The organism is Streptomyces sp. NPDC058576, assembly GCF_042718715.1.
Classification (GTDB): Bacteria; Actinomycetota; Actinomycetes; order Streptomycetales; family Streptomycetaceae; genus Streptomyces.
On the sequence record NZ_JBHXPF010000071.1, the window covers coordinates 1 to 25,097 of the forward strand.

The window sequence follows — 25,097 nt, forward strand, 5'->3', positions numbered from 1 at the left end:
GGCGGGGAGCGGACCATCAGGCCCGCTCCCCGCCCGCCGTGCTGTTCGCGGGCGCCGGATCAGCTCTCGGCGCCGGCCGGCTGCGCCTTCGCCAGCGGCTCGGACGGTCGGGCCTCGGCGACCATCGCCTCCACCGGAACCGCCTCGACCGGACCGGTCTCCGCGTCCCCGGCCACGGCCACGGGCACCTGCTCCGTCGCCGGACCCCCGTCGACGGGCTCCCGCGAGGGGGCCGCCTCCATCGGGTCGCCCCGGCCGGGCAGCAGGTCGAGCACCGCCCGCCGGTGCGCGTCGCTCGTGGCGTCGTCGTACGGGTCCGGGGTGGCGGGCACCTGGAGCCGCAGGACCGGGCCCGCGCCCAGGCGGACGTAACCGCGTCCGGCGGGGACCTCGGGCGGCGGAGTCGTGTGCGGTGCGGCGCCGAGGACGTCTTCGATCTGCTCGCGGGAGGCCGGCCCGAGGACGGCGCGGGCGCGGGTGTGGGTCCGCACGGCCTCGGTGAGGGTGTCCAGCGCGTCGAACTGCTCGGCCAGCACGACGGTGACCTGGGCCGCCCGGCCGTGCCGCAGCGGGATCCGGAGCAGGTCCTGCGGGTCGGGCCTGCCGTCGGCCGCCGCGAGATGGCCCAGCACGCCGGGGCGGTCCAGCAGGATCCACAGCGGGCGACGGATGTCCTCCGGCGCCGGGCGGCCGCTCTGGCGGGCCAGGTTGGCGGTGATCAGGCGGCGCTCCGTCTCGTGCGCCGCCCACTCCAGCGTGGCCAGCGCCCCGCCGAGGCCGGACTCCACCGCGAGGACACCGGGGCGGCCGGACAGAGAGCCGTACTCACCGGCCCCGCCGCCGTCGACGATGATCACGTCGCCGTGCTGGAGGGCCTGGAGGGCGATCGAGCGGATCAGGGTAGTGGTGCCGCCGCCGGGCTGCCCGACGGCCAGCAGGTGCGGTTCGGTGGAGCGGCCGCCGGTCCGCCAGACCACCGGCGAGGCGTCCACCGTGGTGTCGCCGACGCGCACGGGGACGGTGCGCGAGACGGCGTCCGGGTCGGTGAAGCCGAGGACGCTCTCGCCGGGGGCGGTGACGAAGCGCTGGGCGGCGATCGTCGTGGGGAGCGCGTCCAGCACGGTCATGACGAGGCGGTTGGCCTCCTCGTCCCAGCCGAAGTGGTACTCGCGGCCCCGGCCGGACTTGGTGTGGAGCAGCAGCTCGATCCGGGAGCGGGCCGCGGCCTCGCCGTCCGTGAAGTACGCGGGGTAGGAGATGTGGAGGCGGGTGAGCCGCCCGTCCTGGTCGAAGGCGTAGCCCTCGAAGGCCTTCGCCCAGTCGCCGCCGTGGGCGAACAGCGGATCGGGGTCGTCGGCCGTCGAGAAATACGGCACGAGCGCCTCGTACAGCGACCGCAGGCGTGCGGTCTCCGTCTCGTCGGGCCCGGTTCTCACCGGGGTCCGCTCCCGCCCCTTCCAGGCGGCAGCGCCCATCACCGTGATCAGGGCCAGGATCGGTCCGTACGGGACGAGCGCCACCACGAGCACACAGGCCGCGGCGAGGAACAGCTTGGGACCACGCCGTTCCTTGGGAGTCGCGACCCACTTCTGCCGACCGGACACGGCCAGCAGCCGCAGACCGCGGACCACCGTGATCAGCGGATGGAGGACATCGGTGGCACTGTCGGCGGCCGTGCGCGCGATCTCTCTGCTGCGAGTGATCGAAGCGCTGCCGCTGCTCAGAATGCGGGGGAGTGGTCGCCGGGCCACGTCGGTCTCCTGAAGGGGTGGGAGCGGTTGCGGAGCGTCAGAACTTGATCCCGCCCAGCAGGCCGGCGAGGCTCGCCCCGCCCGCCGTGATGCTCGGGGCGATGGCGGTGCCGGCCAGGTAGAAGCCGAACAGGGCACAGACGATGGCGTGGGAGGCCTTGAGCCCGTCCTTCTTGAAGAACAGGAAGACGATGATGGCGAGCAGTACCACGCCCGAGATGGAAAGGATCATGAGCGGTTCTCTCCTGGTTGAAGGGGACAGTCACCATGAGTCCTTCCAGGATCACGGGAAGTATCTATACGACAAAAGGTGCAATCGAGTGAATATCCCGCGCTTTCACTTGACCGGCCCACAGAAGTCCGCTTCCAGGGAGCGGCATCACCCGGGCCGTGCCGGGCAGGATCAGCCGCGGTGATCCCTTGCCGCTCCCGGACCGGGTCATGTCGGGCCGGGAGCAGTACCCTGTCGATTCACTCGTGCGGCCCCGTGCCGTACGCCCCACGAGGTCAACCGCGGCGGTGATCAGCCGCGGCAGCAGTCAAGGAAGGCGGTCCGTCCGATGAGCGAAACCCCCGATCCCGAGGTGGTCGAGCTGGCGACCAAGGTCTTCGACCTGGCCCGCACGGGCGACACCGAGGCCCTCACCGCGTACGTCGAGGCCGGAGTCCCCGCCAACCTCACCAACGACCGGGGCGACACGCTGCTGATGCTCGCCGCCTACCACGGGCACGCCGCCACGGTCGCCGCCCTCGTCGCCCGCGAGGCCGACCCGGACCGGGCCAACGACCGCGGTCAGACCCCGCTGGCCGGAGCCGTCTTCAAGGGCGAGGACGCCGTCATCGACGCCCTGCTCGCCGCGGGCGCCGACCCGGCCGCCGGAACACCGTCCGCGCTGGACACGGCCCGGATGTTCGGCAAGTCCGACCTGCTGGAACGCTTCGGTGCACGGTGAGACGCCGGCGGGGGCGCCCCCGGGCGCGTCCGCCGTGGGCTCCGCTGACCGGTCCGTCGTAAATGTGGTCGCGGTGGCGAAATGGCTGGGTCATCATGACGTCGCGGGCCCGCTCAGGGCCACCGACGAGAGGCAGAGGAAGATGCTCTACACCAGGCGGAAGACGGCGGTCGGCCGATCATGTCACTGCGCGGCGTAGCGGTGTCCCCCGGACACCCCCACGTGCCGAGAGGCACGGGGCACTGCACAGTCCCGGTTGCGTCGACAGCTTGATGTGAGGCTTTCTCCCATGTTCGATCCGTTCATAGCGCCGAGCGGCACCCTGCTCGGCCTTCTGCAGAGGGGCCGCGGCGACGGCACGCTCCACGCGCTCGCCGCACCGCGCCCCGAGGCCCTCGCGGCCCTCAACCACTGCGTCGTGAGCGACCCCCGTCACGACTGGCAGGTGGAGAACCGCTCCCTCTACTACGCGCGCCTCTATCTCGACCTCGACGGCGGTATCGAGGAGATCGAGCGACACCTCGGCGATCCCGACGACCACCTGGATACCGACGACTCCCGCACCGGCCTGGCGCTGTCCGTCCTCGGCCACCTCGCCTCCTACGGACGCGACGACGCCCTGGCCCTCCTCCGCCGCTACGCGGCGACCGGCGCCAACTGGGCCTGGGCTCTGGACGAGCTGGCCCTGCGCGACGACGACGCCGGCCTGCGCTCCCTCGCGCTGCCCGTCCTCGCCCGCTTCCCGGCCACCGGACAGGGCGCGGCCGACCTCGCCGCCGCCGTACGCGACTCCTTCGAGCCACGCCCCTGGCGGCTGTGGGCCGACGACCCGCGCGAAGCGGTCGGCGCCCGGGTCAGGGCCGCCGGCGAACAGGGCTCGTTCGACCGATGGCAGCGCCAGATGCGCCCCGGGGGTCCCCGCCCCGGCTGGAGCGTCCAGGCCGTCTTCGACTGGGCTCAACAGGCCCTGGAACGCGGCAGCGAACTGCACGTCCCCGCGGCCCGCTGCCTCACCGCCGTCGCCGGACCCGACGATCTGCCCCGGATCGTCGACGCCGCCCGCAGCGGCCCCGAAGGCGCCCGCTGCGCCGCCCTGCACTACCTCGCGGAGGCCGGTGACTCCGTCGTCCTCGACCTCATCGAGGCCGCCGCCGACAGCCCCTCCCGCACCGTCGCCGACGCGGCCATCGCCGCCTTCGAGCGGATGACCTGCGACGCCGCCGTCGAGCGGGCCAGGCGCTGGGCCCACCGCCCCGACGCCCTCGGAGCCTCGGCCGCCGGAGTGCTCGCCTGCCGAGGCACCACCCAGGACGCTCCCCAAGTCCTCGGCGCGCTGCGGGAGGCCGTACGCGGCGACGGACCCGACGCCCCCCGGCTGTGGACCCTGGTCGACGGAGCCGGCCGGCTCGGCATCGCCTGCGCCGCCCCCGTACTGCGCCACGTCTACCGCGAGACGTCCTCCTCGCACCTGCGGGGCAGGGCCGCCCGCGCCCTGGCCGCGACCGACCCGACCTTCGCGACCGGGTTCGCGGTGGAGTGCCTCTGGGACTGCGAGGAGACCACCCGCGAGGTGGCCGCCCTGCACGCCGAGACCGGAGACATCCGCGTCGCCGAACGCCTGCGCCGCCTCGCCGCCGACCCGGCCGAGGAGGCCGAGGTCCAGACGGCGGTTCGGAGCCGGATCGGGCCGGACGCACCGGCCCTCTGACCCGTCCGACCCGGACAGGCCCCTCTCGCGCCCGGGGCGGGAGACCGCGGACCTTCTCTTCCTGCGGCCTCCCGCCCCCAGGCACAGAATGGCGCCATGACCGGACGCTGGGAGTTCTGGATCGACCGGGGCGGCACCTTCACCGACGTGGTGGGCCGTCGCCCCGACGGCAGGCTGATCACCCGCAAGCTCCTCTCCCACGACCCCGGCCGCTACGACGACGCGGCCGTCGCCGGAATCCGCCTGCTCCTCGGCCTGGAGGCGGACGAACCGGTGCCCGCCGACCGGGTCGCCGCCGTCCGGATGGGCACCACCGTCGCCACCAACGCCCTGCTGGAGCGGCGGGGCGAGCCGACGGTCCTGCTGATCACCGAGGGCTTCCGGGACGCGCTGCGGATCGCGTACCAGAACCGGCCCCGCCTCTTCGACCGCCGTATCGTCCTTCCCGAGAGCGTCCACGAGCGCGTCATCGAGGTCCCCGAACGGATCGACGCCGAAGGCCGCACCGTACGGCCCCTGGAACTCGGCCCCGTACGCGAACAGCTGCGCGCCGCCCATGCCGACGGGCTGCGCAGCGCCGCCGTCGTCCTGATGCACGGCTACCGCCACCCCGCCCACGAACGGGCCGTCGCCGACGCGGCCCGGGAGGCGGGCTTCAGCCAGGTCAGCAGCTCCCACGAGGTCAGCCCGCTGATCAGGCTCGTCCCGCGCGGCGACACCACGGTCGTCGACGCCTACCTCTCACCGGTCCTTCGCCGGTACGTCGACGAGGTCGCCGCCCGCCTCGACGGGATCCGGCTGATGTTCCTCCAGTCCAACGGCGGCCTGCGCGAAGCCGCCCGCTTCCGTGGCAAGGACGCCGTCCTCTCCGGACCGGCCGGCGGCGTGGTCGGCATGGTCCGTACCTCTCAGCAGGCCGGACACGACCGGGTCATCGGGTTCGACATGGGCGGCACCTCCACCGACGTCTCCCACTACGCCGGAGCGTTCGAACGGGAGCTGGGAACGGAGGTCGCCGGGGTCCGGATGCGGGCCCCGATGATGAGCGTCCACACCGTCGCGGCCGGCGGCGGCTCCGTCCTGCACTTCGACGGCAGCCGCTACCGCGTCGGACCCGACTCGGCCGGCGCCGACCCCGGCCCCTCCTGCTACCGCCGGGGCGGCCCCCTCACCGTCACCGACGCCAACGTCATGCTCGGCCGTGTCCAGCCCGGCCACTTCCCGGCCGTCTTCGGCGAGGACGGCGACCTCCCGCTCGACGCCGGCCTCGTGCGCGAGCGGTTCACGGAGCTCGCCGACGAGGTGGGGCACGCCACCGGACGGCGGCCGGGCGAGGCCGAGGTCGCGGCGGGCTTCCTGGAGATCGCCGTGCTCAACATGGCCAACGCCGTCAAGAAGATCTCCGTGCAGCGCGGCCACGACGTCACCCGCTACGCGCTGACCGGGTTCGGCGGCGCGGGCGGCCAGCACGTCTGCGCGGTCGCCGACGCCCTGGGCATCGACACCGTCCTCGTCCCCCCGCTCGCCGGGGTGCTCTCCGCGTACGGCATCGGCCTGGCCGACGCCACCGCGATGCGCGAGCAGTCGGTGGAGGAGGAGCTCGACGCGGCCGCCCGGGAGCGCGTGGCGGAACTCTGCGCGGAGCTGGGCGACCGTACCCGCGAAGCGCTGCGCGCCGACGGAGTGCCGGACTCCGCGATCACCACCCGGGCCCGCGTCCTGCTGCGGTACGCCGGGACGGACGCCGCGCTGCCGGTGGACCTGGACGCGGAGAGCGCCATGGCCGAGGCGTTCGCCGCCGCCCACCGGGCCCGGTTCGGCTTCACGATGGACAAGCCCGTCGTCGTCGAGACGGTCTCGGTCGAAGCCACCGGGGAGACCGGGGCCACCGGCCCGAACGGCGCGGCCGGCGATGCCCCGACCGCCGCCCGGCCGGGGCCCCGTGACACCCCGCCGCGCCCGGCCGACACCGTGGACCTGTACGCCGAGGGGCGGTGGCAACGCGCCCCGCTGTACCGCCGGGAGGGCCTGCGCCCCGCCGACACCGTCACCGGGCCCGCCGTCGTCGCCGAGGACGACGCCACCACCGTCGTCGACCCGGGCTGGCGGGCCGAAGCGGCCCCCACCGGACATCTCGTCCTCACCCGCAGCAGCCCCCGCCCCGAACGCACCGCCGTCGGCACCCGGGTGGACCCGGTGATGCTGGAGGTCTTCAACAACCTCTTCATGTCGATCGCCGAGCAGATGGGCGTGCGCCTGGAGAACACCGCCCACTCGGTCAACATCAAAGAGCGCCTCGACTTCTCCTGCGCCCTGTTCGACGCCGAGGGCAACCTGATCGCCAACGCCCCGCACATCCCGGTGCACCTCGGCTCGATGGGCGAGTCGATCAAGGAGGTTCTGCGCCGCAACGAGGGCGCCCTGCGCCCCGGCGACGTCTACGCCGTCAACGACCCGTACCACGGCGGCACCCACCTGCCCGATGTCACCGTGGTGACCCCCGTGTTCGACGAGGGCGAGGGCGGCCGGCTCCGCTTCCTGGTCGCCTCGCGCGGGCACCACGCCGAGATCGGCGGCATCACCCCCGGCTCCATGCCCGCCTTCAGCCGGACGATCCACGAGGAGGGCGTGCTCTTCGACAACTGGCTGCTCGTCCGCGACGGCCGACTGCGCGACGAGGCGACCCGCGACCTGCTCGCCTCCGCCCCGTACCCCTCCCGCGACCCGGACACCAACCTCGCCGACCTGCGCGCCCAGATCGCCGCCAACGAGAAGGGGATCGCCGAACTGCGGCGCATGGTGGACCAGTTCGGGGCCGACGTCGTGGACGCCTACATGGGCCACGTCCAGGACAACGCCGAGGAGTCCGTACGCCGCATCGTCGCCGGACTGCACGACGGCCACTGCCGGTACGAGACCGACAGCGGGGCCGTGATCCAGGTCCGGCTGACCGTCGACCGGGACGCCCGCGGCGCCCACCTCGACTTCACCGGCACCTCGCCCCAGCAGCCCGGCAACGCCAACGCGCCCAGGTCCGTCGTGATGGCCGCCGTCCTCTACGTCTTCCGCACCCTCGTCGGGGAGGACATCCCGCTCAACAGCGGCTGCCTCAAGCCCCTGGAAGTGACCATTCCGCCCGGCTCCATGCTCGACCCCGCCTACCCGGCCGCGACCGTCGCGGGCAACGTGGAGACCTCCCAGGCGGTCACCGGAGCCCTGTACGGAGCGATCGGCGGGCAGGCCGAGGGCTCCGGCACGATGAACAACCTCACCTTCGGCAACGAGCACGTCCAGTACTACGAGACGGTCGCCAGCGGCTCCGGAGCGGGCGACGGCTTCGCCGGCGCCGACGCCGTGCAGACCCATATGACCAACTCCCGGCTCACCGACCCCGAGATCCTGGAGTGGCGGCTGCCGGTCCGCCTGGAGTCCTTCGCCGTACGGGAGGACAGCGGGGGAGCGGGGCGGTGGCGCGGCGGCGAAGGCGTCGAGCGCCGCATCCGCTTCCTGGAACCCGTCACGATCGCCCTCCTCACCGGACACCGCCGCGTCCCGCCGTACGGAGCCGGCGGCGGGGAGCCCGGGGCGCTCGGCGGCCAGCACATCGAGCGGGCGGACGGCGGGACGGTCCTGCTGAAGGGGTGCGACACCGCCGAACTGGACGCCGGAGACGTGCTCGTGGTTCGCACTCCGGGTGGCGGGGGATACGGCCGCGCGGGGTCGTAGCCCGTACGGGAGCGGTCGCGGGTACGCCGTCGGGACCGGTCGCGCGTACGCCGTCGGGCCGGTCGCATGAACGCCGTCGGGACCGGTTGCGTAAACGCCGTCGGGACCGGTCGCATAAACGCCGTTTCGACCGTTGTCAGTGCGAGGACCTAATCTGTCCCACGTGACTTCGCCTGCCTATCCGGACACCGCCTCGCCGCAGCTCAGCGCGGGGCCGCGGCCTGCCCCGGGCCCCGCCGCCGACGAGGGGCTCTCGCGGCGGCTGCGCGCGCTCGCGTGCACGGCGCCGCTGCACGACCTGGACGTCCGCAAGGCGAATCTGGCGGGCGAGTACACGGTGTACGCCATGGCGGAGGTCGCCCTCGCCGCGATCGACCACGTCACGCTCAACATGGACTTCGACACCGGGGCCGACCACGACCAGATAGTGGCCAGACTGCTGCCCCGGGTCGGCGCCCAGGCCCCCGACCGCCCCGTCGCCGAGCACGAACGGGTCGCCCGCTGGGTCCTGGAGAACCTGATCAACGTCGGCAGCGTCGACCGGGGCTTCCGCGCGGTCTACGGCACCTACGGCCCCGACGGTGTCTACGTCCGCCGGGACTACGACTTCAAGCTGATCGAGGAGGTCCCCGGCTACGGCGGCACGGTCTACCTCCGCGCCACCGACGAAGCGGTCAACGTCCTCGTCGGAGCGCTGGACACCGATGTCACCAGCGCCCAGATCGCCGCCGAGGTCAAGCTGGAGGTCCTCATCAGCCGGGGCCGCCTCGCGGACGCCCAGCTCGCCGCCGAACAGGCCCGCTACCGCACCGTGCAGTACGCCGAGACCCTGCGCCGCACCCTGGAGGCCACCCGGCGCAACGTCCGCGCCGTCGACTGGCTCCACACCGTCCCGGACATGATCGCCGAGGCCCTCGACCACGTGGCCGACCGCTACCGCCACGAGAACGCGATCCTCACCAACATCCGCAAGGCCCGCGACGAGGCCGAGGACCCCGAGCACAAGCGCCGGGCCGCCGAGCTCGTCGACATCGTCAAGGACTGCATCCGCCGCCACACCCAGCTCCAGTCCCGGCTCCTGGAAGCGGGCCCCCTCTTCCGCGCGGAACAGGACCGGCAGGCCTTCGCCCCGCCCGCCGCCCACGCGGGCCTCGATCTGTACGGGCAGCTCCTCGCACCGCTCCTCCCGCTCCCCGTCGAGCAGTCCACCCGGGCCACCGACGCCTTCTTCGCCCACGGCACCGGACTGCGCACCCCCACCGCCGTACGGGTCGGGGACCTGGTCGACCTGCTGCTCACCCCGCCCCTGGAACGCGATCACCTGGGCGCGGAGATGCCCGAGCCCGACCTGATCGCCACCCCGGACGACAGCCGGTTCAGCGAGGAGCAGCTCGCCCGCGCCAGGACCCTGCTCGACCTGGAGCACGACGCCCCGCGCCGCCTTTCCGGGCTGCTCGCGGAGGCCCGCCGCACCGGCGACACCGACCTGCCGTACCTGGTCGCGCTGCTCGCCGTCCACGCCGCCAGCCCGCCCGTCGGCACCGCCTACCGCCAGGGCGAGCGGCGCCTGCTGTTCGCCGTGGACGACGGGGCGGAGCTGGAGGACCCCGAGTTCGGCGGCGCCGACCTCATCGTGGGCACCGCCCTGCTCGACGCCGCCGGTATGGCCGCTGACCGCAAGGAGGCCTCGTGACCGGCCCCGCGCTCTCGGCCGCCTCTCCCCTCGCGGTCGGCCCCGCCCGCCCTCCGCACCCGCACCGCATCCGTACCGAGGAGTCCCAGCCGTGAGCGACCACGACGCCGAGCACCCCGACGCGTGGACCGAGCCCGCCGCGCACGCGGGCCCCACCACGACGAACGGGGCTCCCTCCACGACGTACGCGGCCGACTCCGCGCACAACCGTCCGCACGCCGCCGAGCCGGCCGGACAGACCCCCGTCACCCCGGCCGACGCCGCCGACGCCGCCCGGCTGGTCTCCTTCGGACTCCAGCCCAAGCTGCTGCCCGCCCGCGACGCCGAATACGCCGACCTGCTGCGGCGCTACCGCGAGGAGAGCGCCTTCGCCCGGCTCGCCGACGCCGTCGCCACCGGCCTCGGCCTCATCGTCCTGGAGGTCTCCCCGCGCGCCGGGATGGCCGTCACGGCAGGCGAGGACTCCGTCTTCGCCGTCCGCATGGGCGACTACGCCCGCCGCGCCTCCTCCGACGCCGCCGACCGCTTCCTGCACGGCCTCGCCCATCTCGCCGTCGCGGCCCTCGCCTTCCCCCGCCCGGAGGACCTCGCCGACGACGCCTACATCGGCCGCATCACGGTCAACGGCGTCGACGCCTTCGTACGCCAGGCCTGCCGACGGCTGGAGGAGCGCGCCGAGGAGCAGGGCGACAACACCGACCCGACCAGCGACGCCCCGGGACTCGAAGCCGGCTGGCGGATCTACGCCCGCCGGAGCGCCACCGGCGCGACCAAGGACGCCCGCCGGCTCGCCGGATCCACCACCGGCATCATCGGCAAGGCCGTCGCGTTCCTCACCGACTCCGGCTTCCTCCAGCGCACAGGCGACGACGCGGGCGGCGCCTACCGCACCACCGCCCGCTACCAGCTCCAGGTCCGTGACCTGGCGGGCAGCGCCGCCATGGCCGAACTGCTGGAGCTCGGCGTCGTCCCCGTCACCGACGGCTCCGCCACCCTCCTGCCGCCGCCCGACCCCGACAGCGTGGAGCTGGCCGCCGACGCGGGCCTGCCCTTCCACTCCTGACCCCGCCCCGCCCGCATCCCGCTCCACCCCCGCTCACCGAACGACGAGAGTCCGCCGCCATGTACGAGTTGTCCCGGGTCCGTCTCTACTCCATCGGGCCTGCCGGTGCGCGCTACGCCGACACCGTCCTCGACCTGCGCGGCGTCGGCGCACCCGTCCCCCACCCCGCCCCCGCCCAGGCGGAGTTCTTCGAGGACGAGCCGGTCGGCCCGCCCCGCCGCCCCGCCCCCGCGGGCGTCCTCTTCCTGGAGAACGGCGGCGGCAAGTCCGTCCTGCTGAAGCTGATCTTCTCCGTGATGCTCCCGGGCCACCGCAACACCCTCGGCGGCGCCAGCTCCGGCGTGCTGCGCAAGTTCCTCCTCGCCGACGACTGCGGACACGTCGCCCTGGAGTGGCAGCACACCCTCACCGGCGAGTGCGTCGTCGTCGGCAAGGTCAGCGAGTGGCGCGGCCGTCAGGTCTCGGGCGACCCCCGCAAGTTCGCCGAAGCGTGGTATTCGTTCCGGCCCGGCCCCGGGCTCAGCCTGGACAGCCTGCCCGTCGCCGAATCCTCCGCCGTGGGCCGCCCCGCCGAGGGCGTCTCCGGCGCACGCGGCAGGCGGCGCACCATGAAGGGCTTCCGCGACGCGCTGATGGACGCGGGCAAGTTCTACGCGCACCTCGACGTGCACTGGGAAGAGATTCACGACCGCTGGAACGAGCACCTCGGCGACCTCGGCCTCGACCCCGAACTCTTCCGCTACCAGCGCGAGATGAACGCCGACGAGGGCGAGGCCGCCGGGCTCTTCGCGGTGAAGAAGGACTCCGACTTCACCGACCTGCTGCTCCGCGCCGTCACCGACACCCGCGACACCGACGGACTCGCCGACCTGGTCAGCGGCTTCGGCAACAAGCTGGGCCGCCGCGCCGAGCTGACCGCCGAACGCGACTTCACCGCCGGCTCCGTGGACCTCCTCGGCCGGATCGTCGAGGCCACCGACACCCGCGCCCGCGCCCGCGACATCCACGCCGGCGCCGAACGCCGCACCCGCACCCTCGCCCGCCGCCTGGCCGCCCGCGCCGCCGAGGAGCGTGGCCGCACAGCCGAGCTGGCCGAACGGGTCACCGCCGCCGCCCACACCGTCACCGAGGCCGAGACCACCCGGGGCAGCCGCTCCCTCATCGCCGCCGAACTCGCCTACCGGCACGCCTCGCTCGCCCTGACCGCCGCCGAGAAGAGCGCCGCCGCCGGACGCAAGGAGCTGGTCGAGGCCCGCACCCTGCACGCCGCCTGGCAGGCCGCCGAAGCCGTCCTGCGCCACCGCGCCGCCGCCGACCGCTCGGCCAGGGTCGCGGTCGCCATCCGCGAGGCCGAACGCGACGCCGCCCCCGCCCTCGCCGCCCGCAGCGCCGCCGCCACCGACCTCGTCCGCGCCCTGCACAGGGCCGCCGAGGAGGGCGAGCGCGTCGCCAACGAGGAGGAGGAGCGCTCCGACGTCCTCCAGGCCACCGGCGAACGCGCCCACCGCGACGCCACGGTCGCCGCCACCGAGGCCCAGCGCGCCCGCAGCGAGGCCGGACACCTGCGCCAGCGCCTCGCCGAGGTCGGCCAGGAGACCGCCGAAGCGGTCCGGGCCGGCTGGCTCGACGACACCGCGCCCGACGCCGACCCCGCCCGCGCGGCCCTCGCCGCCAGCGACGCCGAACAGTCCGCCGTCGCCGCCTGGGACACCGCCCGCGAGGCCGCGCGCGGCGCCGCCGACACCGCCCGCGAGGCGGCCGCTGCCGAAGGCCGTGCCGAGCTGGCCGCCGCCCGCGCCGCCGACGGGGCCAAGGCCGCCGAGCAGAGTTACGAGGACGAGCTCCGCGCCGCCGAGTCCATCGCCGCCGACCCCCGCCTCGGCGACCTGCTGAGCCTCCCCTCCACCACCGGAGTCCCGCACCCCCGCCGGGAGACCGGCGACGAGGCGCCAGTGCCCGCGCAGGGCGCCCCTGGAGCACCCGGCCGGCCGGGCGACGACGGCACGACCACGGCCACCGACCCGGCCACCGCCGCCGGACCGTCCGGCGACCGCGCGGTGGCCCTCGCCGATCAGCCCACCACCGCTCAGCAGCCCCTGACCGCCGAGGAGTTCGACCGCAGCGCCGACGAGCTGCGCGACCTCCTCGACCAGTCCGTCGCCGCCGCCGAGCGCCGCCTCTTCGATCTGCGCACCGCCGCCGCCGACGACGCCCGCATCCTCGGCGCGCTCGGTGAGGGCGGGCTGCTACCGCCCGGCCCCGACGTCCTCGCCACCGTCGAGTATCTCGGCGAGCACGGCATCCCCGCCCTGCCCGGCTGGCGCTACCTCGCCCAGGCCGTCGACCCGGCCGACCACGCCGCCGTCCTCGCCGCCCGCCCCGAGCTCGTCGACGGCGTCGTCATCACCGACCCCGACGCCCACACCCGCGCCCGCGAGGTCCTCGGCGGCGCGGCCCTGCTGCCGCGCTCGGCCGTGGCCGTCGGCACCGCCGCCGCCCTCCTCGCCCCCGTCCCGGCCCCGGGCACCGGCTCCGAGACCCAGAGCGACGGGGTCTTCCTCGTCCCGCCGAACCCGGCCATGCACGACGAACACGCCGCCGACGAGGAACGCCACGCGCTGCGCAGCCGCGCCGGCGCCCGCGACGAGGACATCAGGACGCTCGCCGCCCGCCTCTCCGGGGACCGCGCCCTCGCCTCCCGGATCGGCTCCTGGCGCGCCGACTGCCCGCCCGGCATGCTCGCCGAACTGGCCGAGGCCGCCGCCGCTGCCCGTACGGCCGCCGAGAGCGCCGAAGCTGTCCTCGCCGAGGCGCGCACCGCCCGCGCCGAGGCCGACGAGGCCGCCGCCGACACCGCCCGGGTCCGCGACGAACGCCAGGAAGCCGCCCAGCGGGCCCGCCGCGTCGCCGACGCCCTCGCGGGACTCGCCCACCGGCTCCGCGAGCGTTCCGGCTGGCAGGCCCGGCTGCGTGAACTGGTCGACGAGGCCGCCGAGTCCGAGGCCCGCGCCGCCGTCTGCCTCGACCTCGCCCGCGCCGCCGACGAGGACCGCCGGGCCGCCCAGCGCGCCGGGGACGACGCCCGGCGCACCGCCCGCGCCCTGCGGGCCGAGCGCGCCGAGATCGCCGGTGTACCCGAAGTCCTCCCCGAGGAGGACGAGTCCGGGGCCCGCACCGCCCTGCCCACCCTGCGCGAGGCCTACCGGGCCGCGTCCCAGCTGTACGAGAAGGTCGGCGTCGGCGCCGACCTGCGCGCCGAACAGGCCCGCGCCGAGAGCGACGAGAGCGCCGCCCTGGCCGAGCTGGACCGCCTCACCAACAAGGTCCGCACCCGCGCCGCCCAGCTCCTGGAGGGCACCGACGGAGCCGACGGTCCCTCCCGCCAGGCCGCCGCCGCCCGCGCCGAGGCGCACGTCCAGCTCCTGGAGACCCGCGCCTCCACCGCCAGCGAGCACCTGGGACGGCTGCGCGGCGAGGCCGAGCGGCTCGCCCCCGACGGCGAGCGTGAGCACCACACCGAGCTGCCGGACGACCTGGCCCCGGCCGACGCCGAGAGCGCCCAGGCCCTGCTCCGTACCGCCGGCGCCGAACTGGCGGAAGCCACCGGCGCCCTGGACACCGCCCGCGCCGCCCACGGCGAACTGCTGCACGCCCACCGCACCGCTGAGGACTCCGTCGGCGGCTTCGACGAGACCGCGGCCCTGCTGCGAGACCTTCTGCGCGACCACGGCGCGGAGGAGGGGGGCGAGGACCCCGACCCGTACCCCGGCACTCTGGAGGAGGCCCGGCAGTCCGCCGCCGAGTCCCGCCGCTCCCTGCGCGGCTGCAACGCCGACCTCTCCGCCGCCGAGAGCGCCGTGAGGGAGGCGAGCGACATCCTCGTCCGGCACGCCAACTCCACCCGGTACGAGCAGGTCCGCACCCCCGCCCGCCAGCAGATCCGCGAGCTGCCCGCCTCAGCGCTGCCCGAACACGCCCAGAAGTGGGCGGACGCCTTCGCCCCCCGGCTCCGCGTCCTCACCGACGAGCTGGTCCAGCTCGAACGCAACCGCGACTCCATCGTCGACCGGCTGCGCGGACTGGTCGAGTCGGCGCTCACCACCCTGCGCTCCGCCCAGCGGCTCTCCCAGCTCCCCGAAGGACTGGGGGAGTGGTCGGGGCAGGAATTCCTCCGGATCCGCTTCGAGGAACCCGATCAGGCCACCCTCACCGAACGCCTCGGCGAGGTCATCGACGAGGCCACCCACGCCGCCCTCAAGAAGAACTCCGACCTGCGCCGGGACGGCATGTCCCTGCTGCTGAGGGGAGTCGAGGCGGCCCTGCGGCCCAAGGGCATCGCCGTGGAGATCCTGAAGCCCGACGCCGTCCTGCGCGCCGAGCGCGTCCCGGTCGGGCAGATGGGCGACGTCTTCTCCGGCGGTCAGCTGCTCACCGCCGCCATCGCCCTCTACTGCACGATGGCGGCCCTGCGCAGCAACGACCGGGGCCGCGACCGCCACCGCCACGCGGGCACCCTGTTCCTCGACAACCCGATCGGCCGCGCCAACGCCACCTACCTGCTGGAGCTCCAGCGGGCGGTGTCGGACGCGCTGGGCGTACAGCTGCTCTACACGACCGGCCTCTTCGACACGACCGCGCTCGCGGAATTCCCCCTGGTCATCCGGCTGCGCAACGACGCCGACCTGAGGGCGGGGCTCAAATACATCAGCGTGGAGGAGCATCTGCGCCCCGGCCTGCCGCAGCAGGACCCCGACGGAGAGACGGTCCACGGCGAGATCACGGCGACCCGCATGTTCAAACGGAGCGAGCAGGGCGCCGTCGAGGCCGCGACCCCGCCGCGGCCCGACGCGTAACCCGTCAGGCCCGGGAGAGGTCGCCGGTGTTCCGGCGGCCGCTTATGCCGCCGCCCGTGCCGTCCCGCTCGGCCGCCCGCTCGGCCCGGCGGGACCGGCGCCGCTCACGGCGTATCTGCCGGGCCGAGCTGCTCGGCACGGACACCACGCCGTGGCGCTGGTTCCACACCTGACGGGTCACCCAGACGTCGAGGACCGCCCAGGTGGCGACCACCGTGCTGGCCACACTGCTGAGCACCATCGGGAAGGCCAGCCAGGAGCCGGTCAAGGTGCTCAGAAAAGCGACCATCGCCTGGATGATCGTCAGCGACATGATCAGAACGGCACGCACGGCGGCCGTCCGCACCGCATCGGGCATCCGCCGCTTCGAGGCCGGCTCCTCCACCCACAACTGCCGCGGCACCCGCACCCCGTCCGCGGCATCCGTCCGCGCGGCCGCCGATGCTCCGGCGATCCCGCGTTCCTGCGTACTCAAGGCCTTCAACTCCCCACCACTGTCCGACTTCAGGGTGGCTGCCCGGCTTGCGCCGGTTCTACGCGGGCGGAACACGTCCGTCCTGCCGCGCACGACCCCACCGTGCGCCTACCCCGTACATATGGACGAACCACCCGTCCCGAAGATTCCCCCGAAAAAGCACGCGCAGGGCACAGAAGGTCACGGAGCGAAGAATTCCAGCCAACTGATACGTGCCGGTGCCGAGGAGTCCGCCCGGTGCCCTCTGTCGCTTTCGCGAATTTCATCTCCGGGAATACCCGGACAACTCGTGATCAAGCTCAGGGAGGACGGCTGAAAATCATCCGGACGTCTCTTCGAGTTGTCTCTGTGTCAGTAGTAGGCTCGCGCCGTTTATTGACGGAGAAGACAACCCGCGCAGCCACGCGCGGGGCGACCCCCGCGGTGCGGGGCCGATCTGGGGGAGGCCATGCGCTTTCGCGGGAAGTCCATCCGCAGGAAGATCGTGGCGTTGCTGCTGGTGCCGCTCGTCTCCCTCACGGGCCTCTGGGTCTTCGCCACCTACATCACCGGCCGCCAGGCCGACGACCTGATGAGCGCCGGATCCATCGTGGAGAAGGTGAGCGAACCGCTGGAGGACGCCGTCCGCGCCGTCCAGGACGAGCGACGGCAGACCCTGGTCTTCCTCGCCGACCCCCGGGCCTCCGACGCGCTCCCCGTCCTCATGGGCCAACGCGCCGCCACCGACCGCATCGTGGGCGAGGTCCGGGAGAACGCCCGGGAGCAGGACGTCCGGGAAGCCCTGAGCGCCGCCGACACCAGCCGCCTGGACGCGATCCTGAGCGCCGTCGACGGACTGGAGGCCCTGCGCGAATCGGTCGAGAAGCGCACCATCAGCCGGGCGAAGGCCCTGGACTTCTACAACGGCCTCGTCGACCCCTCGTACCGCTTCCTCAACGGACTCCACACCCTGGAGAACGTGTCGATGGACAAGCAGATGCGCGCCCTGGTCGGGGTCTCCCGGGCCCGGGAGATGCTCTCGCGCGAGGACGCGCTGATCGCCTCCGGCCTCGTCGCCGGCCGCTTCACCACCGCCGAACTGCGCCAGATATCCGGCCTCGTGGCGCAGCGCGAGCTGCTCTACGAGGTCAGCCTGGAGAACCTGCCCGCCGACGAACGCCGACGCGTCGAGCAGTTCTGGGGCAGCCCCGGCACCGAACCGCTGCGCACCGCCGAGGACACCCTGATCGCCGCCGGACCGGCGAAGCTCCCCGGCGCCGTCGACGCCGCCCGCTGGGAGGAGGCGGCCGTGCCCGTCCTCGACCGGCTGGCGGGCGACTCCACGGAGATGGGCAACCGGTTCCAGGACCGCGCCGAACCGGCCGCCTACCGGGTCCTCGCCCAGGCCGGGATCGCCGGAGTCCTCGGCTTCCTGGCGCTGATCGTCTCCATCTTCGTCTCCGTACGCATCGGCCGTGAGCTCGTCCGCGACCTCTCCCGACTGCGCAAGGACGCCCACGAGGTGTCCGGCGTCCGGCTGCCGAGCGTCATGCGCCGGCTGGCCGCGGGCGAACAGGTGGACGTCGAGACCGAGGCCCCGCACCTCAGTTACGAGCCCGACGAGATCGGCCAGGTCGGGCAGGCGCTCAACACGCTCCAGCGGGCCGCCGTCGAGGCCGCGGTCAAGCAGGCGGACATGCGGCGCGGCGTCTCCGAGGTCTTCGTCAACCTCGCCCGCCGCAACCAGGTCCTCCTGCACCGCCAGCTCACCCTGCTGGACGCGATGGAGCGCCGCACCGAGAACAGCGACGAACTGGCCGACCTGTTCCGCCTCGACCACCTCACCACCCGCATGCGGCGGCACGCCGAGGGACTCGTGATCCTCTCCGGCGCCGCCCCCTCCCGGCAGTGGCGCAAGCCCATCCAGCTGATGGACGTGGTGCGGGCCGCCGTCGCCGAGGTCGAGGACTACGAACGCATCGAGGTCCGGCGCCTGGCGCGGATCGGCGTGGGCGGACCGGCCGTGGCCGACCTCACCCACCTGATCGCCGAACTCCTGGAGAACGCCACCGTCTTCTCACCCCCGCACACCGCGGTCCAGGTGCACGGCGAACGCGTCTCCAACGGCTTCACGCTCGAAATCCACGACCGCGGTCTCGGCATGGCCCCCGAGGTCCTTCTCGACGCCAACCTGCGGCTCGCCGAGACCCCCGACTTCGAGCTCTCCGACACCGACCGGCTGGGCCTGTTCGTCGTCAGCCGGCTCGCCCAGCGGCAGAACGTCCGGGTCTCCCTCCAGAAGTCGCCGTACGGAGGCACCACCGCGGTCGTCTTCATCCCCGCGGCCCTGCTCACCGACGCCCCCGACACCCACGGCACCGGATTCCGCCTCGACCGCCGGGCCGAGCGGGCGATCGGCAGCGGCCGGAGCTCCGATGCGGCACCGGGCGCGCAGAGCACGGCCCCGGGCGGGGAGCGCCGCGTCAACGGCAGGTCCGCGGTCCTGTCGCCGGTGCCCACCGGGCTCACCGGACCCGGCGTCCTGGACGGGCCGGTCGAGCTGGAAGCCCCGGTCGGCCCGCTCGACTTCGCCGGCGACCCGCTGGACCGTTCGCCGGACCCGGCCCTGGACCCGGCTCTCGGCCCCGTCCTGGACGGAGTGTCCGACCTGGAGGACACCGAGAGCGAGCGCGGCGGCATCTTCCGCGCCCGGGACCTGCGCCGCGAGGGCGACCGCGACCAGCCCGGCAGCCCGCGCCGGAACGCCGACCGGGAGCAGCACCAACAGGCCCGCGACCACGGCGACGAGCCCACGGCGGAGGTCCGCCCGATGCGCCCCGCCGGGCCCGTACCGCTGCCCCGCCGCACCCCGCCGACGCTGGTCACGGACCGGGGCCGCCGGGTCGACGGCGCGGGCGACGACCCGGCCGCCCCGGCGAAGGCCACCGGCCCGGTTCGGCACACCGCCGGCCGCACCCCCGAGGCGGCCGACAGGCCCCGTAGCGCCGACGCACCCTGGACCACGCGAGCCGCCGCCCACCGCACGGCCGGCGCCCCGCGCACCGCGGAGCCGTCCCGCTCGGCAGAGCCACCGGACCCACCCGAGCCACCGGGCCCGCCCGCCTCGCCCCGCACGCCCGGGACCGGGCGCGAGGAGACCCCGGCGTCGGCCCGCCCTCCGGCGCCCGACACCGTGGGCGGACTGCCCCGGCGGGTCCGGCAGGCCAGCCTCGCCCGCCAGCTCCGTGAGGATGCCCCGGAACGCCCGGTGCACCGGGCGCCCGTGGACACGTTCGACGACGCCGAGCGCGACGCCGACGAGGTACGCGACCGCATGGCCTCGCTCCAGCGCGGCTGGCAGCGCGGCCGTCGGCAGAACGCCGAACCCGCTGAGGACACCGAAGACACCGCGACCACCGCGACCACCGAGACTGTCGAAACCACCGAGAACACCCAAGACACCGACAACCCCGGTGGCACAGCACCAGGAACCACTCCGGGAGGGGACGGTCGATGACCGCACCGAACGCCGCAGCACACAACCCCGCACACCACGGCGCGGGCGAACTGAACTGGCTGCTCGACGAACTCGTCCAGCGCGTCGCCAGCATCCGCAAGGCGCTGGTGCTCTCCAGCGACGGACTCGCCACCGGCGCCTCGGCCGACCTGACCCGCGAGGACAGCGAACATCTCGCCGCCGTCGCCTCCGGGTTCCACAGCCTCGCCAAGGGGGTGGGCCACCACTTCGACGCGGGCCGGGTGCGCCAGACCGTCGTCGAACTGGACGAAGCGTTCCTCTTCGTCACGGCGGCCGGCGACGGAAGCTGTCTCGCCGTCCTGGCCGAGGCCGACTCCGACGTGGGCCAGGTCGCGTACGAGATGACGCTGATGGTCAAGCGCGTGGGGGCCCATCTGGCCAACGCCCCACGGACGACCGGTCTGCCCGCCGGAGGGTGAGGGTGGCGGGCATGAGCGCCGACTCCCCCCGGGGCACCGGCCCCGGAACCCCGGACGGGTCCGCCGACCCCCAGGCCTCGCGCTGGTACGACGCGGACGCGGGGCCGGTGGTCCGCCCGTACGCCATGACCCGGGGGCGTACCAGCAGCGCCTCCCGTCACCGTCTCGACCTGATCGCGCTCGTCGTGCCGGAACCGGCCGCCGACGATCCCGGCCGGGACCAGACGCTCGCCCCCGAACACGTGGCGATCGTCGAACTCTGCAGCGACATGCACCGCTCGATCGCCGAGCTCGCCGCCGAACTCGACCTCCCCGTAGGGGTGGTACGGGTCCTGGTCGGCGATCTCGTCGAGGACGAACTGGTGCACGTCACCCGTCCCGTTCCGCCGGCCGAGCTGCCGGACGTGAACATTCTTCGCGAGGTAATCAATGGCCTTCGGGCGCTCTAGCCGCGTCAAGCAGCGGCCCGTCGAGCCCGTCACCCTGAAGATCCTGGTGGCGGGAGGATTCGGCGTCGGCAAGACGACCGCGGTCGGCGCGGTCAGCGAGATCAGGCCGCTGCGCACCGAGGAGCGCCTCAGCGAGGCGGGCCGCCCGGTGGACGATCTCGACGGGGTCGAGTCCAAGACCACGACCACGGTCGCGATGGACTTCGGCCGGATCACGCTCAGGGAGGACCTGGTCCTCTACCTGTTCGGCACACCGGGCCAGGACCGCTTCTGGTTCCTGTGGGACGAACTGGCCCAGGGCTCCCTGGGCGCGGTCGTCCTCGCCGACACCCGGCGTCTGGAGGACTGCTTCGCCGCCGTCGACTACTTCGAGCGCAGGCGGATCCCGTTCACGGTCGCGGTCAACACCTTCGAGGGCGCCGAGCGGTTCCCCACGGAGACGGTCCAGGCCGCGCTCGACCTCGACCCCGAGGTCCCGGTGCTGGTCTGCGACGCCCGGGACCGGTCCTCCGTGCGGGACGTCCTGATCGCGGTCGTGGAGCACGCCCTGGAGCGGGCGGCACGGGAACGCGAACCCGTCGCCACCTGAGCCGGGAGAGTTCTGGTCACGCGTACGGCCCGTACCCCCGCCGACAGGGGTACGGGCCGCACGTCGCCCGGCGCGCCGGGTCCCGAGTGTTCTGCTGCGGTGACTGCCAGTCAAGTCAAGGACACAGAAAACCTGTTGGGACAACCCCGGGATCAGCCGGGGCGTGCCCGGGGGCGAGTCGGGGCGGACCCCGACTCAGCGGACCGCCACCACCGCCGAGCCGTGCCCGAACAGCCCCTGGTTCGCCGTGATGCCGACCCGGGCGCCCGGCACCTGCCGCTGTCCGGCCCGCCCGCGCAACTGCCGGGTCAGCTCGCAGACCTGGGCGATCGCCTGGGCGGGGACCGCCTCGCCGAACGAGGCCAGACCACCGCTCGCGTTCACCGGGACCCGGCCGCCCAGCGCGGTCGCCCCCGAGCGCAGGAGCTTCGCCCCTTCGCCCGGAGCGCACAGCCCGATGTCCTCGTACCACTCCAACTCCAGTGCGGTGGACAGGTCGTAGACCTCCGCCAGCGAGAGATCCGCCGGCCCGATCCCCGCCTCCTCGTACGCGGTCCGCGCGATCGAGGCCCGGAAGCTCTCGGGGGAGGGGTCCACGGCCACCGCCGAGTCCGTGCCGATGTCCGGGAGATCCAGGACGGTCCTCGGGAAGGTCGGCGTCACGGTGGAGACGGCCCGGATCCGCACCGGATCACGCACCCCGCGCCGCCGCGCGAACTCCATGCTGCACAGCACCAGCGCGGCGGCCCCGTCGGACGTGGCGCAGATGTCCAGCAGCCGCAGCGGATCGGCGACCATCGCGGAGGCGGCGACCTCCTCGGCCGTCACCGGACTGCGGTAGCGGGCGTACTCGTTCAGCGCCCCCGCCGCCGCGTTCTTCACCTTGACCCGTGCGAAATCCTCCGGGGTGTCCCCGTACAGCGCCATGCGGCGGCGGGCGTACAGCCCGAAGTACGCCGGATTCGTCGCCCCGAGCACCCGGAAGCGCAGCCAGTCCGGGTCGTCAGGACGCTCCCCGCCCGCCGGGGCGAAGAACCCCTTGGGCGCCGCGTCGGCCCCCACCACCAGCACCACGTCCGCCAGCCCCGCCAGGATCTGCGCCCGCGCCGTGTCGATGGCCTGCGCCCCGGAAGCGCACGCGGCGTACACGGAGGCCACCCGCGCCCCCTGCCACCCGAGCGCCCGGGCGAAGGTCGCGCCCGCCACGTACCCCGGATAGCCCCCGCGCACCGTCTGCGCGCCGACCACCGACCCGACCTCCGGCCAGCCGATGCCCGCGTCGGCGAGCGCGGCCAGCGCGGCGATCCGGCCGTACGTGACGAAGCCGCGCCCCCACTTGCCCCACGGGTGCATCCCGGCCCCGAGGACGGCCACCTCGCCGGTCATGACCGGGCCTCCCGCAGCGGTACGGGCCGCCAGTGCCAGGTCGTGTGCACGACGCCGGTCGCCCGGTCCTCGTCCAGGACACCGGGCACCACCTCCACCACCGAGCCCACGGGGAGGTCGGCCACGGTCACCCCGGGGGCGGCCTGCCCCAGCACCACCATGCGCTCGGCGGCCAGTTCGACGGCGACCAGGGTGTACGGAGTCCAGGGGGCGTCGGGGTCGCTGACGTACGGGGGCGGCGGCCGGTAGCGCCCGTCGGTACAGGACCACACCGTGCCGCGCTTGGACAGCGGCACCTCCTCCAACTCGCCCCCGGGACACCCCGGGTTGCGGCAGTGGCCGTCCTCCCGGGGGAAGTGGACCGACCGGCAGCCGGAGCAGCGGGTCCCCAGCAGCCGGAAGTCCTCCTCCGCGGCGTCCTCGGTGAACCAACCGGCCACCACGGGTGTGCGCGTGCGCGACAAAGCCCCTCCCGGCACTGGATCTGACGAAACGTCAGAAGTGTGCCACGGGCGCCCGTGTCCGGCGAGGGGTCCGGCCCGGCCTCCTCAGCCGAGCCTGTCCTCCCCGCCCTCCCCGTGCTCGGCCAGCCACTTCGCCGCGATCTCCGCCAGCTCCGCGTCCCGGCCGGCGAGCATCGTCCGGATCATCTGCGCGTCCCCGCGCAGCGACCACGCCGGATGCCCGAACGTCGCCGGGTTGTTCTTCTCGATCAGGAAGTGCGCGGGCCACGCCGTGCCGTATCCGATCAGCGGCAGGGCCGCCAGATACCGTTTCCGGCCCCGCGCGAGTCCGTATGCGGAGATCGCGAGCCCGGTCAGCGTGCCGGTCAGATGGACCCACCGGGTGGCGGCCCGGGAGTGCATCGCCACGTAGTACGGCCAGAATTCCTCGTACGTATCGAACGTCTGCTGTGACATACGGGCACCGTAGTCGCCCGATCGGCAACCGAACACGCCCCTTTCGCGTCCGAAATGAAGAACGGGCGGCCGGAGCCCACGGGGGTGGTCCCGGTCGCCCGTTCCTCATCCCCTCGGGGCGGACGGCGCCGTCAGTGCCCGGCGACCGACCGGCGGTGCACCGGGAAGTCGAAGAAGGTGTCCGGGAACGGCTCCGGCTTGAACGTGAAGTGCCACCACTCCTCCGGCAGGTTCACGAACCCCACCTCGGTCAACGTCCGCTTGAGGAACTGCCGGTTGGCGCGCTGGGCTCCCCGCACCCGGGGATCGTCCGTGTGCGACAGGGTGTCGAAGCAGTCGTAACCCGTGCCCATGTCCACCGAGTTGTCGGGGAACCGCTCGCCCTTCGGCGCGAAGCAGGGGGCCTGCCGCTCACCCGGACGGTACGGCCGGGTCGGCAGGGCGGGGAGCTCGACCAGGGTCAGGTCCACCGTGCTGCCCCGGCTGTGCCCGGACTTCTCGGCGATGTAACCGTCCTCGAACAGCCGGGTCTTGTCGACCCGCGGATGGAACTCCCCCTTCATGGACTGGTCGTCGAGATCCTTCGCCCACCGCACGAAGTGGTCCACGGCCCGCTGCGGTCGGTAACAGTCGTACACCTTCAGTGAATACCCCTGACGCAACAGCCGCTTCTGCGCCAGGTGCAGGGCGCGCGCGGCCGGCCGGGTCAGGATGCAGACCGGTTGCCGGTAGCCGTCCACCCGCTCGCCCATGAAGGTGTGCGCCGTGGTGTAACGCATCTCCTGGATGATCGTCGGATCCACCGAGCGCAGCGCCACGAACTCCTCGGGCGCCCGCGGTTCGGGGCGCGCCTGAGCGGCGGGGGAGAGGGCGGTGGCGGCGATGAGAGCGGCGGCCGTGACGGCCAGGGCACGCGGAGCGGTACGCATTCCTGTCATGGGCACACCGTCTATCAGCTGGGCGGCCCACGGGGAAGAACCGGTTCGATACAGTCCGCCCGTGTCCGAACCCGGCAACAGCCCATCCCCGACCGCCCCGCAGCCGCCCCGGTACGCACGGGACTCCCACTGCGGCACATGCGGAGCCCCGTACACCGCCCTCCCCTCCGCCGACGCCTGGCCCCGCATCTGCGCGCACTGCGGATCCACCGCCTACCGCAACCCGCTCCCCGTCGCGGTGGCCCTGCTCCCCGTCACCGGCCCACGCTCCACCGGGCTCGTCGTCATCACCCGCACCATCGAGCCGCAGAAGGGCGGCGCGGCCCTGCCCGGCGGGTTCATCGACCACGCCGAGGACTGGCGTACGGCGGTCGTCCGCGAGCTGCGCGAGGAGACCGGCATCGAGGCCGACGCCCAGGACGTCCGGCTCGCCGAGGTCCTCAGCGACACCGACGGCCACCTCCTGGTCTTCGGCCTTCTCCCGCCCCGCCCCCTCGCGAGCCTGCCGCCCTCGACCCCGACCGACGAGACATCGGGCTACACCATCCTGTACGGCCCCAGCCCCCTGGCCTTCCCGCTGCACACGGAGGCCGCCGACGCCTGGTTCGCCGGCCGCTACGGCTGAGCACACGGGCCGGCGGCTCTCCGGTCGGCTCT

General features: G+C 74.0%; 18 protein-coding genes. 11 read left to right on the forward strand and 7 right to left on the reverse strand.

The features are described from left to right. Positions 1 to 59: 59 nt before the first annotated feature. Together ACFWRV_RS31860 and ACFWRV_RS31865 are read right to left on the reverse strand one after the other, a co-directional pair. Positions 60 to 1,751 (reverse strand): hypothetical protein, encoded by a 1,692-nt coding sequence (locus tag ACFWRV_RS31860; RefSeq protein ID WP_384339390.1) that lies wholly within the window; start codon positions 1,749 to 1,751, stop codon positions 60 to 62. A 37-nt stretch (positions 1,752 to 1,788) separates the two neighbouring features. Further along, positions 1,789 to 1,983 (reverse strand): hypothetical protein, encoded by a 195-nt coding sequence (locus tag ACFWRV_RS31865; RefSeq protein WP_006123109.1) that lies wholly within the window; start codon positions 1,981 to 1,983, stop codon positions 1,789 to 1,791. Positions 1,984 to 2,311: 328 nt separating this feature from the next. On the opposite strand from ACFWRV_RS31865, the gene ACFWRV_RS31870 reads away from it, so the two are divergent. The 6 genes from ACFWRV_RS31870 (at position 2,312) to ACFWRV_RS31895 (ending at position 15,747) form a co-directional block, all read left to right on the forward strand. Beyond that, complete coding sequence (locus ACFWRV_RS31870) at positions 2,312 to 2,704, forward strand: ankyrin repeat domain-containing protein (RefSeq protein ID WP_010057417.1); 393 nt, start codon at positions 2,312 to 2,314, stop codon at positions 2,702 to 2,704. A gap of 289 nt (positions 2,705 to 2,993) precedes the next feature. Then, a complete protein-coding gene (locus ACFWRV_RS31875) occupies positions 2,994 to 4,412 on the forward strand; it encodes a HEAT repeat domain-containing protein (protein WP_384339391.1) in 1,419 nt (472 codons plus the stop codon). A gap of 96 nt (positions 4,413 to 4,508) precedes the next feature. Then, positions 4,509 to 8,138: a hydantoinase B/oxoprolinase family protein gene (locus tag ACFWRV_RS31880; protein ID WP_384339392.1), complete on the forward strand. Its 3,630-nt coding sequence runs from the start codon at positions 4,509 to 4,511 to the stop codon at positions 8,136 to 8,138. Between the two features lie 163 nt (positions 8,139 to 8,301). Further along, positions 8,302 to 9,831 (forward strand): hypothetical protein, encoded by a 1,530-nt coding sequence (locus tag ACFWRV_RS31885; RefSeq protein ID WP_384339393.1) that lies wholly within the window; start codon positions 8,302 to 8,304, stop codon positions 9,829 to 9,831. A 91-nt stretch (positions 9,832 to 9,922) separates the two neighbouring features. Then, positions 9,923 to 10,894: a hypothetical protein gene (locus ACFWRV_RS31890; protein ID WP_384339394.1), complete on the forward strand. Its 972-nt coding sequence runs from the start codon at positions 9,923 to 9,925 to the stop codon at positions 10,892 to 10,894. Between the two features lie 59 nt (positions 10,895 to 10,953). Next, positions 10,954 to 15,747: a hypothetical protein gene (locus tag ACFWRV_RS31895; RefSeq protein WP_384339395.1), complete on the forward strand. Its 4,794-nt coding sequence runs from the start codon at positions 10,954 to 10,956 to the stop codon at positions 15,745 to 15,747. A 4-nt stretch (positions 15,748 to 15,751) separates the two neighbouring features. Here ACFWRV_RS31895 and ACFWRV_RS31900 read toward each other — a convergent pair whose 3' ends face one another. Next, positions 15,752 to 16,105, reverse strand: a complete 354-nt coding sequence (locus tag ACFWRV_RS31900) for a hypothetical protein (RefSeq protein WP_384339409.1) — start codon at positions 16,103 to 16,105, stop codon at positions 15,752 to 15,754. A gap of 565 nt (positions 16,106 to 16,670) precedes the next feature. On the opposite strand from ACFWRV_RS31900, the gene ACFWRV_RS31905 reads away from it, so the two are divergent. The 4 genes from ACFWRV_RS31905 to ACFWRV_RS31920 are packed head-to-tail and all read left to right on the forward strand — an operon-like array spanning position 16,671 to position 21,196. Further along, entirely contained in the window at positions 16,671 to 19,718 is a 3,048-nt protein-coding gene (locus ACFWRV_RS31905) for a nitrate- and nitrite sensing domain-containing protein (RefSeq protein ID WP_384339396.1), read from the forward strand. Continuing rightward, positions 19,715 to 20,158 (forward strand): roadblock/LC7 domain-containing protein, encoded by a 444-nt coding sequence (locus ACFWRV_RS31910; RefSeq protein WP_384339397.1) that lies wholly within the window; start codon positions 19,715 to 19,717, stop codon positions 20,156 to 20,158. The genes ACFWRV_RS31905 and ACFWRV_RS31910 overlap by 4 nt, the downstream gene beginning before the upstream one ends. Positions 20,159 to 20,169: 11 nt before the next feature. Then, a complete protein-coding gene (locus ACFWRV_RS31915; protein WP_384339398.1) occupies positions 20,170 to 20,607 on the forward strand; it encodes a DUF742 domain-containing protein in 438 nt (145 codons plus the stop codon). Beyond that, positions 20,588 to 21,196 (forward strand): ATP/GTP-binding protein, encoded by a 609-nt coding sequence (locus ACFWRV_RS31920; protein ID WP_384339399.1) that lies wholly within the window; start codon positions 20,588 to 20,590, stop codon positions 21,194 to 21,196. The genes ACFWRV_RS31915 and ACFWRV_RS31920 overlap by 20 nt, the downstream gene beginning before the upstream one ends. A 195-nt stretch (positions 21,197 to 21,391) precedes the next feature. Here ACFWRV_RS31920 and ACFWRV_RS31925 read toward each other — a convergent pair whose 3' ends face one another. The 4 genes from ACFWRV_RS31925 to ACFWRV_RS31940 all read right to left on the reverse strand — a co-directional run bounded on the left by ACFWRV_RS31925 (position 21,392) and on the right by ACFWRV_RS31940 (position 24,431). Further along, a complete protein-coding gene (locus ACFWRV_RS31925; protein ID WP_384339400.1) occupies positions 21,392 to 22,582 on the reverse strand; it encodes a lipid-transfer protein in 1,191 nt (396 codons plus the stop codon). Further along, entirely contained in the window at positions 22,579 to 23,046 is a 468-nt protein-coding gene (locus ACFWRV_RS31930) for a Zn-ribbon domain-containing OB-fold protein (protein WP_384339401.1), read from the reverse strand. Before ACFWRV_RS31930 ends, ACFWRV_RS31925 begins: the two co-directional genes overlap by 4 nt. Before the next feature lie 84 nt (positions 23,047 to 23,130). Further along, positions 23,131 to 23,502 (reverse strand): Mpo1-like protein, encoded by a 372-nt coding sequence (locus ACFWRV_RS31935; RefSeq protein WP_384339402.1) that lies wholly within the window; start codon positions 23,500 to 23,502, stop codon positions 23,131 to 23,133. Positions 23,503 to 23,633: 131 nt separating this feature from the next. Further along, positions 23,634 to 24,431, reverse strand: coding sequence for a M15 family metallopeptidase (locus ACFWRV_RS31940; protein ID WP_384339410.1), 798 nt, complete (start codon positions 24,429 to 24,431; stop codon positions 23,634 to 23,636). 70 nt (positions 24,432 to 24,501) lie between these two features. Here ACFWRV_RS31940 and ACFWRV_RS31945 point away from each other — a divergent pair, with 70 nt between their 5' ends. Continuing rightward, positions 24,502 to 25,065, forward strand: a complete 564-nt coding sequence (locus tag ACFWRV_RS31945; protein WP_384339403.1) for an NUDIX domain-containing protein — start codon at positions 24,502 to 24,504, stop codon at positions 25,063 to 25,065. Positions 25,066 to 25,097: the final 32 nt, after the last annotated feature.

Excerpts from the sequence above, each read along its gene's own strand:
- ACFWRV_RS31875 (WP_384339391.1), top strand. The coding sequence starts at position 2,994 with ATGTTCGATCCGTTCATAGCGCCGAGCGGCACCCTGCTCGGCCTTCTG.
- ACFWRV_RS31940 (WP_384339410.1), bottom strand. The coding sequence starts at position 24,431 with ATGCGTACCGCTCCGCGTGCCCTGGCCGTCACGGCCGCCGCTCTCATC.
- ACFWRV_RS31920 (WP_384339399.1), top strand. The coding sequence starts at position 20,588 with ATGGCCTTCGGGCGCTCTAGCCGCGTCAAGCAGCGGCCCGTCGAGCCC.
- ACFWRV_RS31915 (WP_384339398.1), top strand. The coding sequence starts at position 20,170 with ATGAGCGCCGACTCCCCCCGGGGCACCGGCCCCGGAACCCCGGACGGG.
- ACFWRV_RS31900 (WP_384339409.1), bottom strand. The coding sequence starts at position 16,105 with ATGCCCGATGCGGTGCGGACGGCCGCCGTGCGTGCCGTTCTGATCATG.
- ACFWRV_RS31880 (WP_384339392.1), top strand. The coding sequence starts at position 4,509 with ATGACCGGACGCTGGGAGTTCTGGATCGACCGGGGCGGCACCTTCACC.
- ACFWRV_RS31870 (WP_010057417.1), top strand. The coding sequence starts at position 2,312 with ATGAGCGAAACCCCCGATCCCGAGGTGGTCGAGCTGGCGACCAAGGTC.
- ACFWRV_RS31910 (WP_384339397.1), top strand. The coding sequence starts at position 19,715 with ATGACCGCACCGAACGCCGCAGCACACAACCCCGCACACCACGGCGCG.
- ACFWRV_RS31895 (WP_384339395.1), top strand. The coding sequence starts at position 10,954 with ATGTACGAGTTGTCCCGGGTCCGTCTCTACTCCATCGGGCCTGCCGGT.
- ACFWRV_RS31935 (WP_384339402.1), bottom strand. The coding sequence starts at position 23,502 with ATGTCACAGCAGACGTTCGATACGTACGAGGAATTCTGGCCGTACTAC.
- ACFWRV_RS31925 (WP_384339400.1), bottom strand. The coding sequence starts at position 22,582 with ATGACCGGCGAGGTGGCCGTCCTCGGGGCCGGGATGCACCCGTGGGGC.
- ACFWRV_RS31865 (WP_006123109.1), bottom strand. The coding sequence starts at position 1,983 with ATGATCCTTTCCATCTCGGGCGTGGTACTGCTCGCCATCATCGTCTTC.
- ACFWRV_RS31905 (WP_384339396.1), top strand. The coding sequence starts at position 16,671 with ATGCGCTTTCGCGGGAAGTCCATCCGCAGGAAGATCGTGGCGTTGCTG.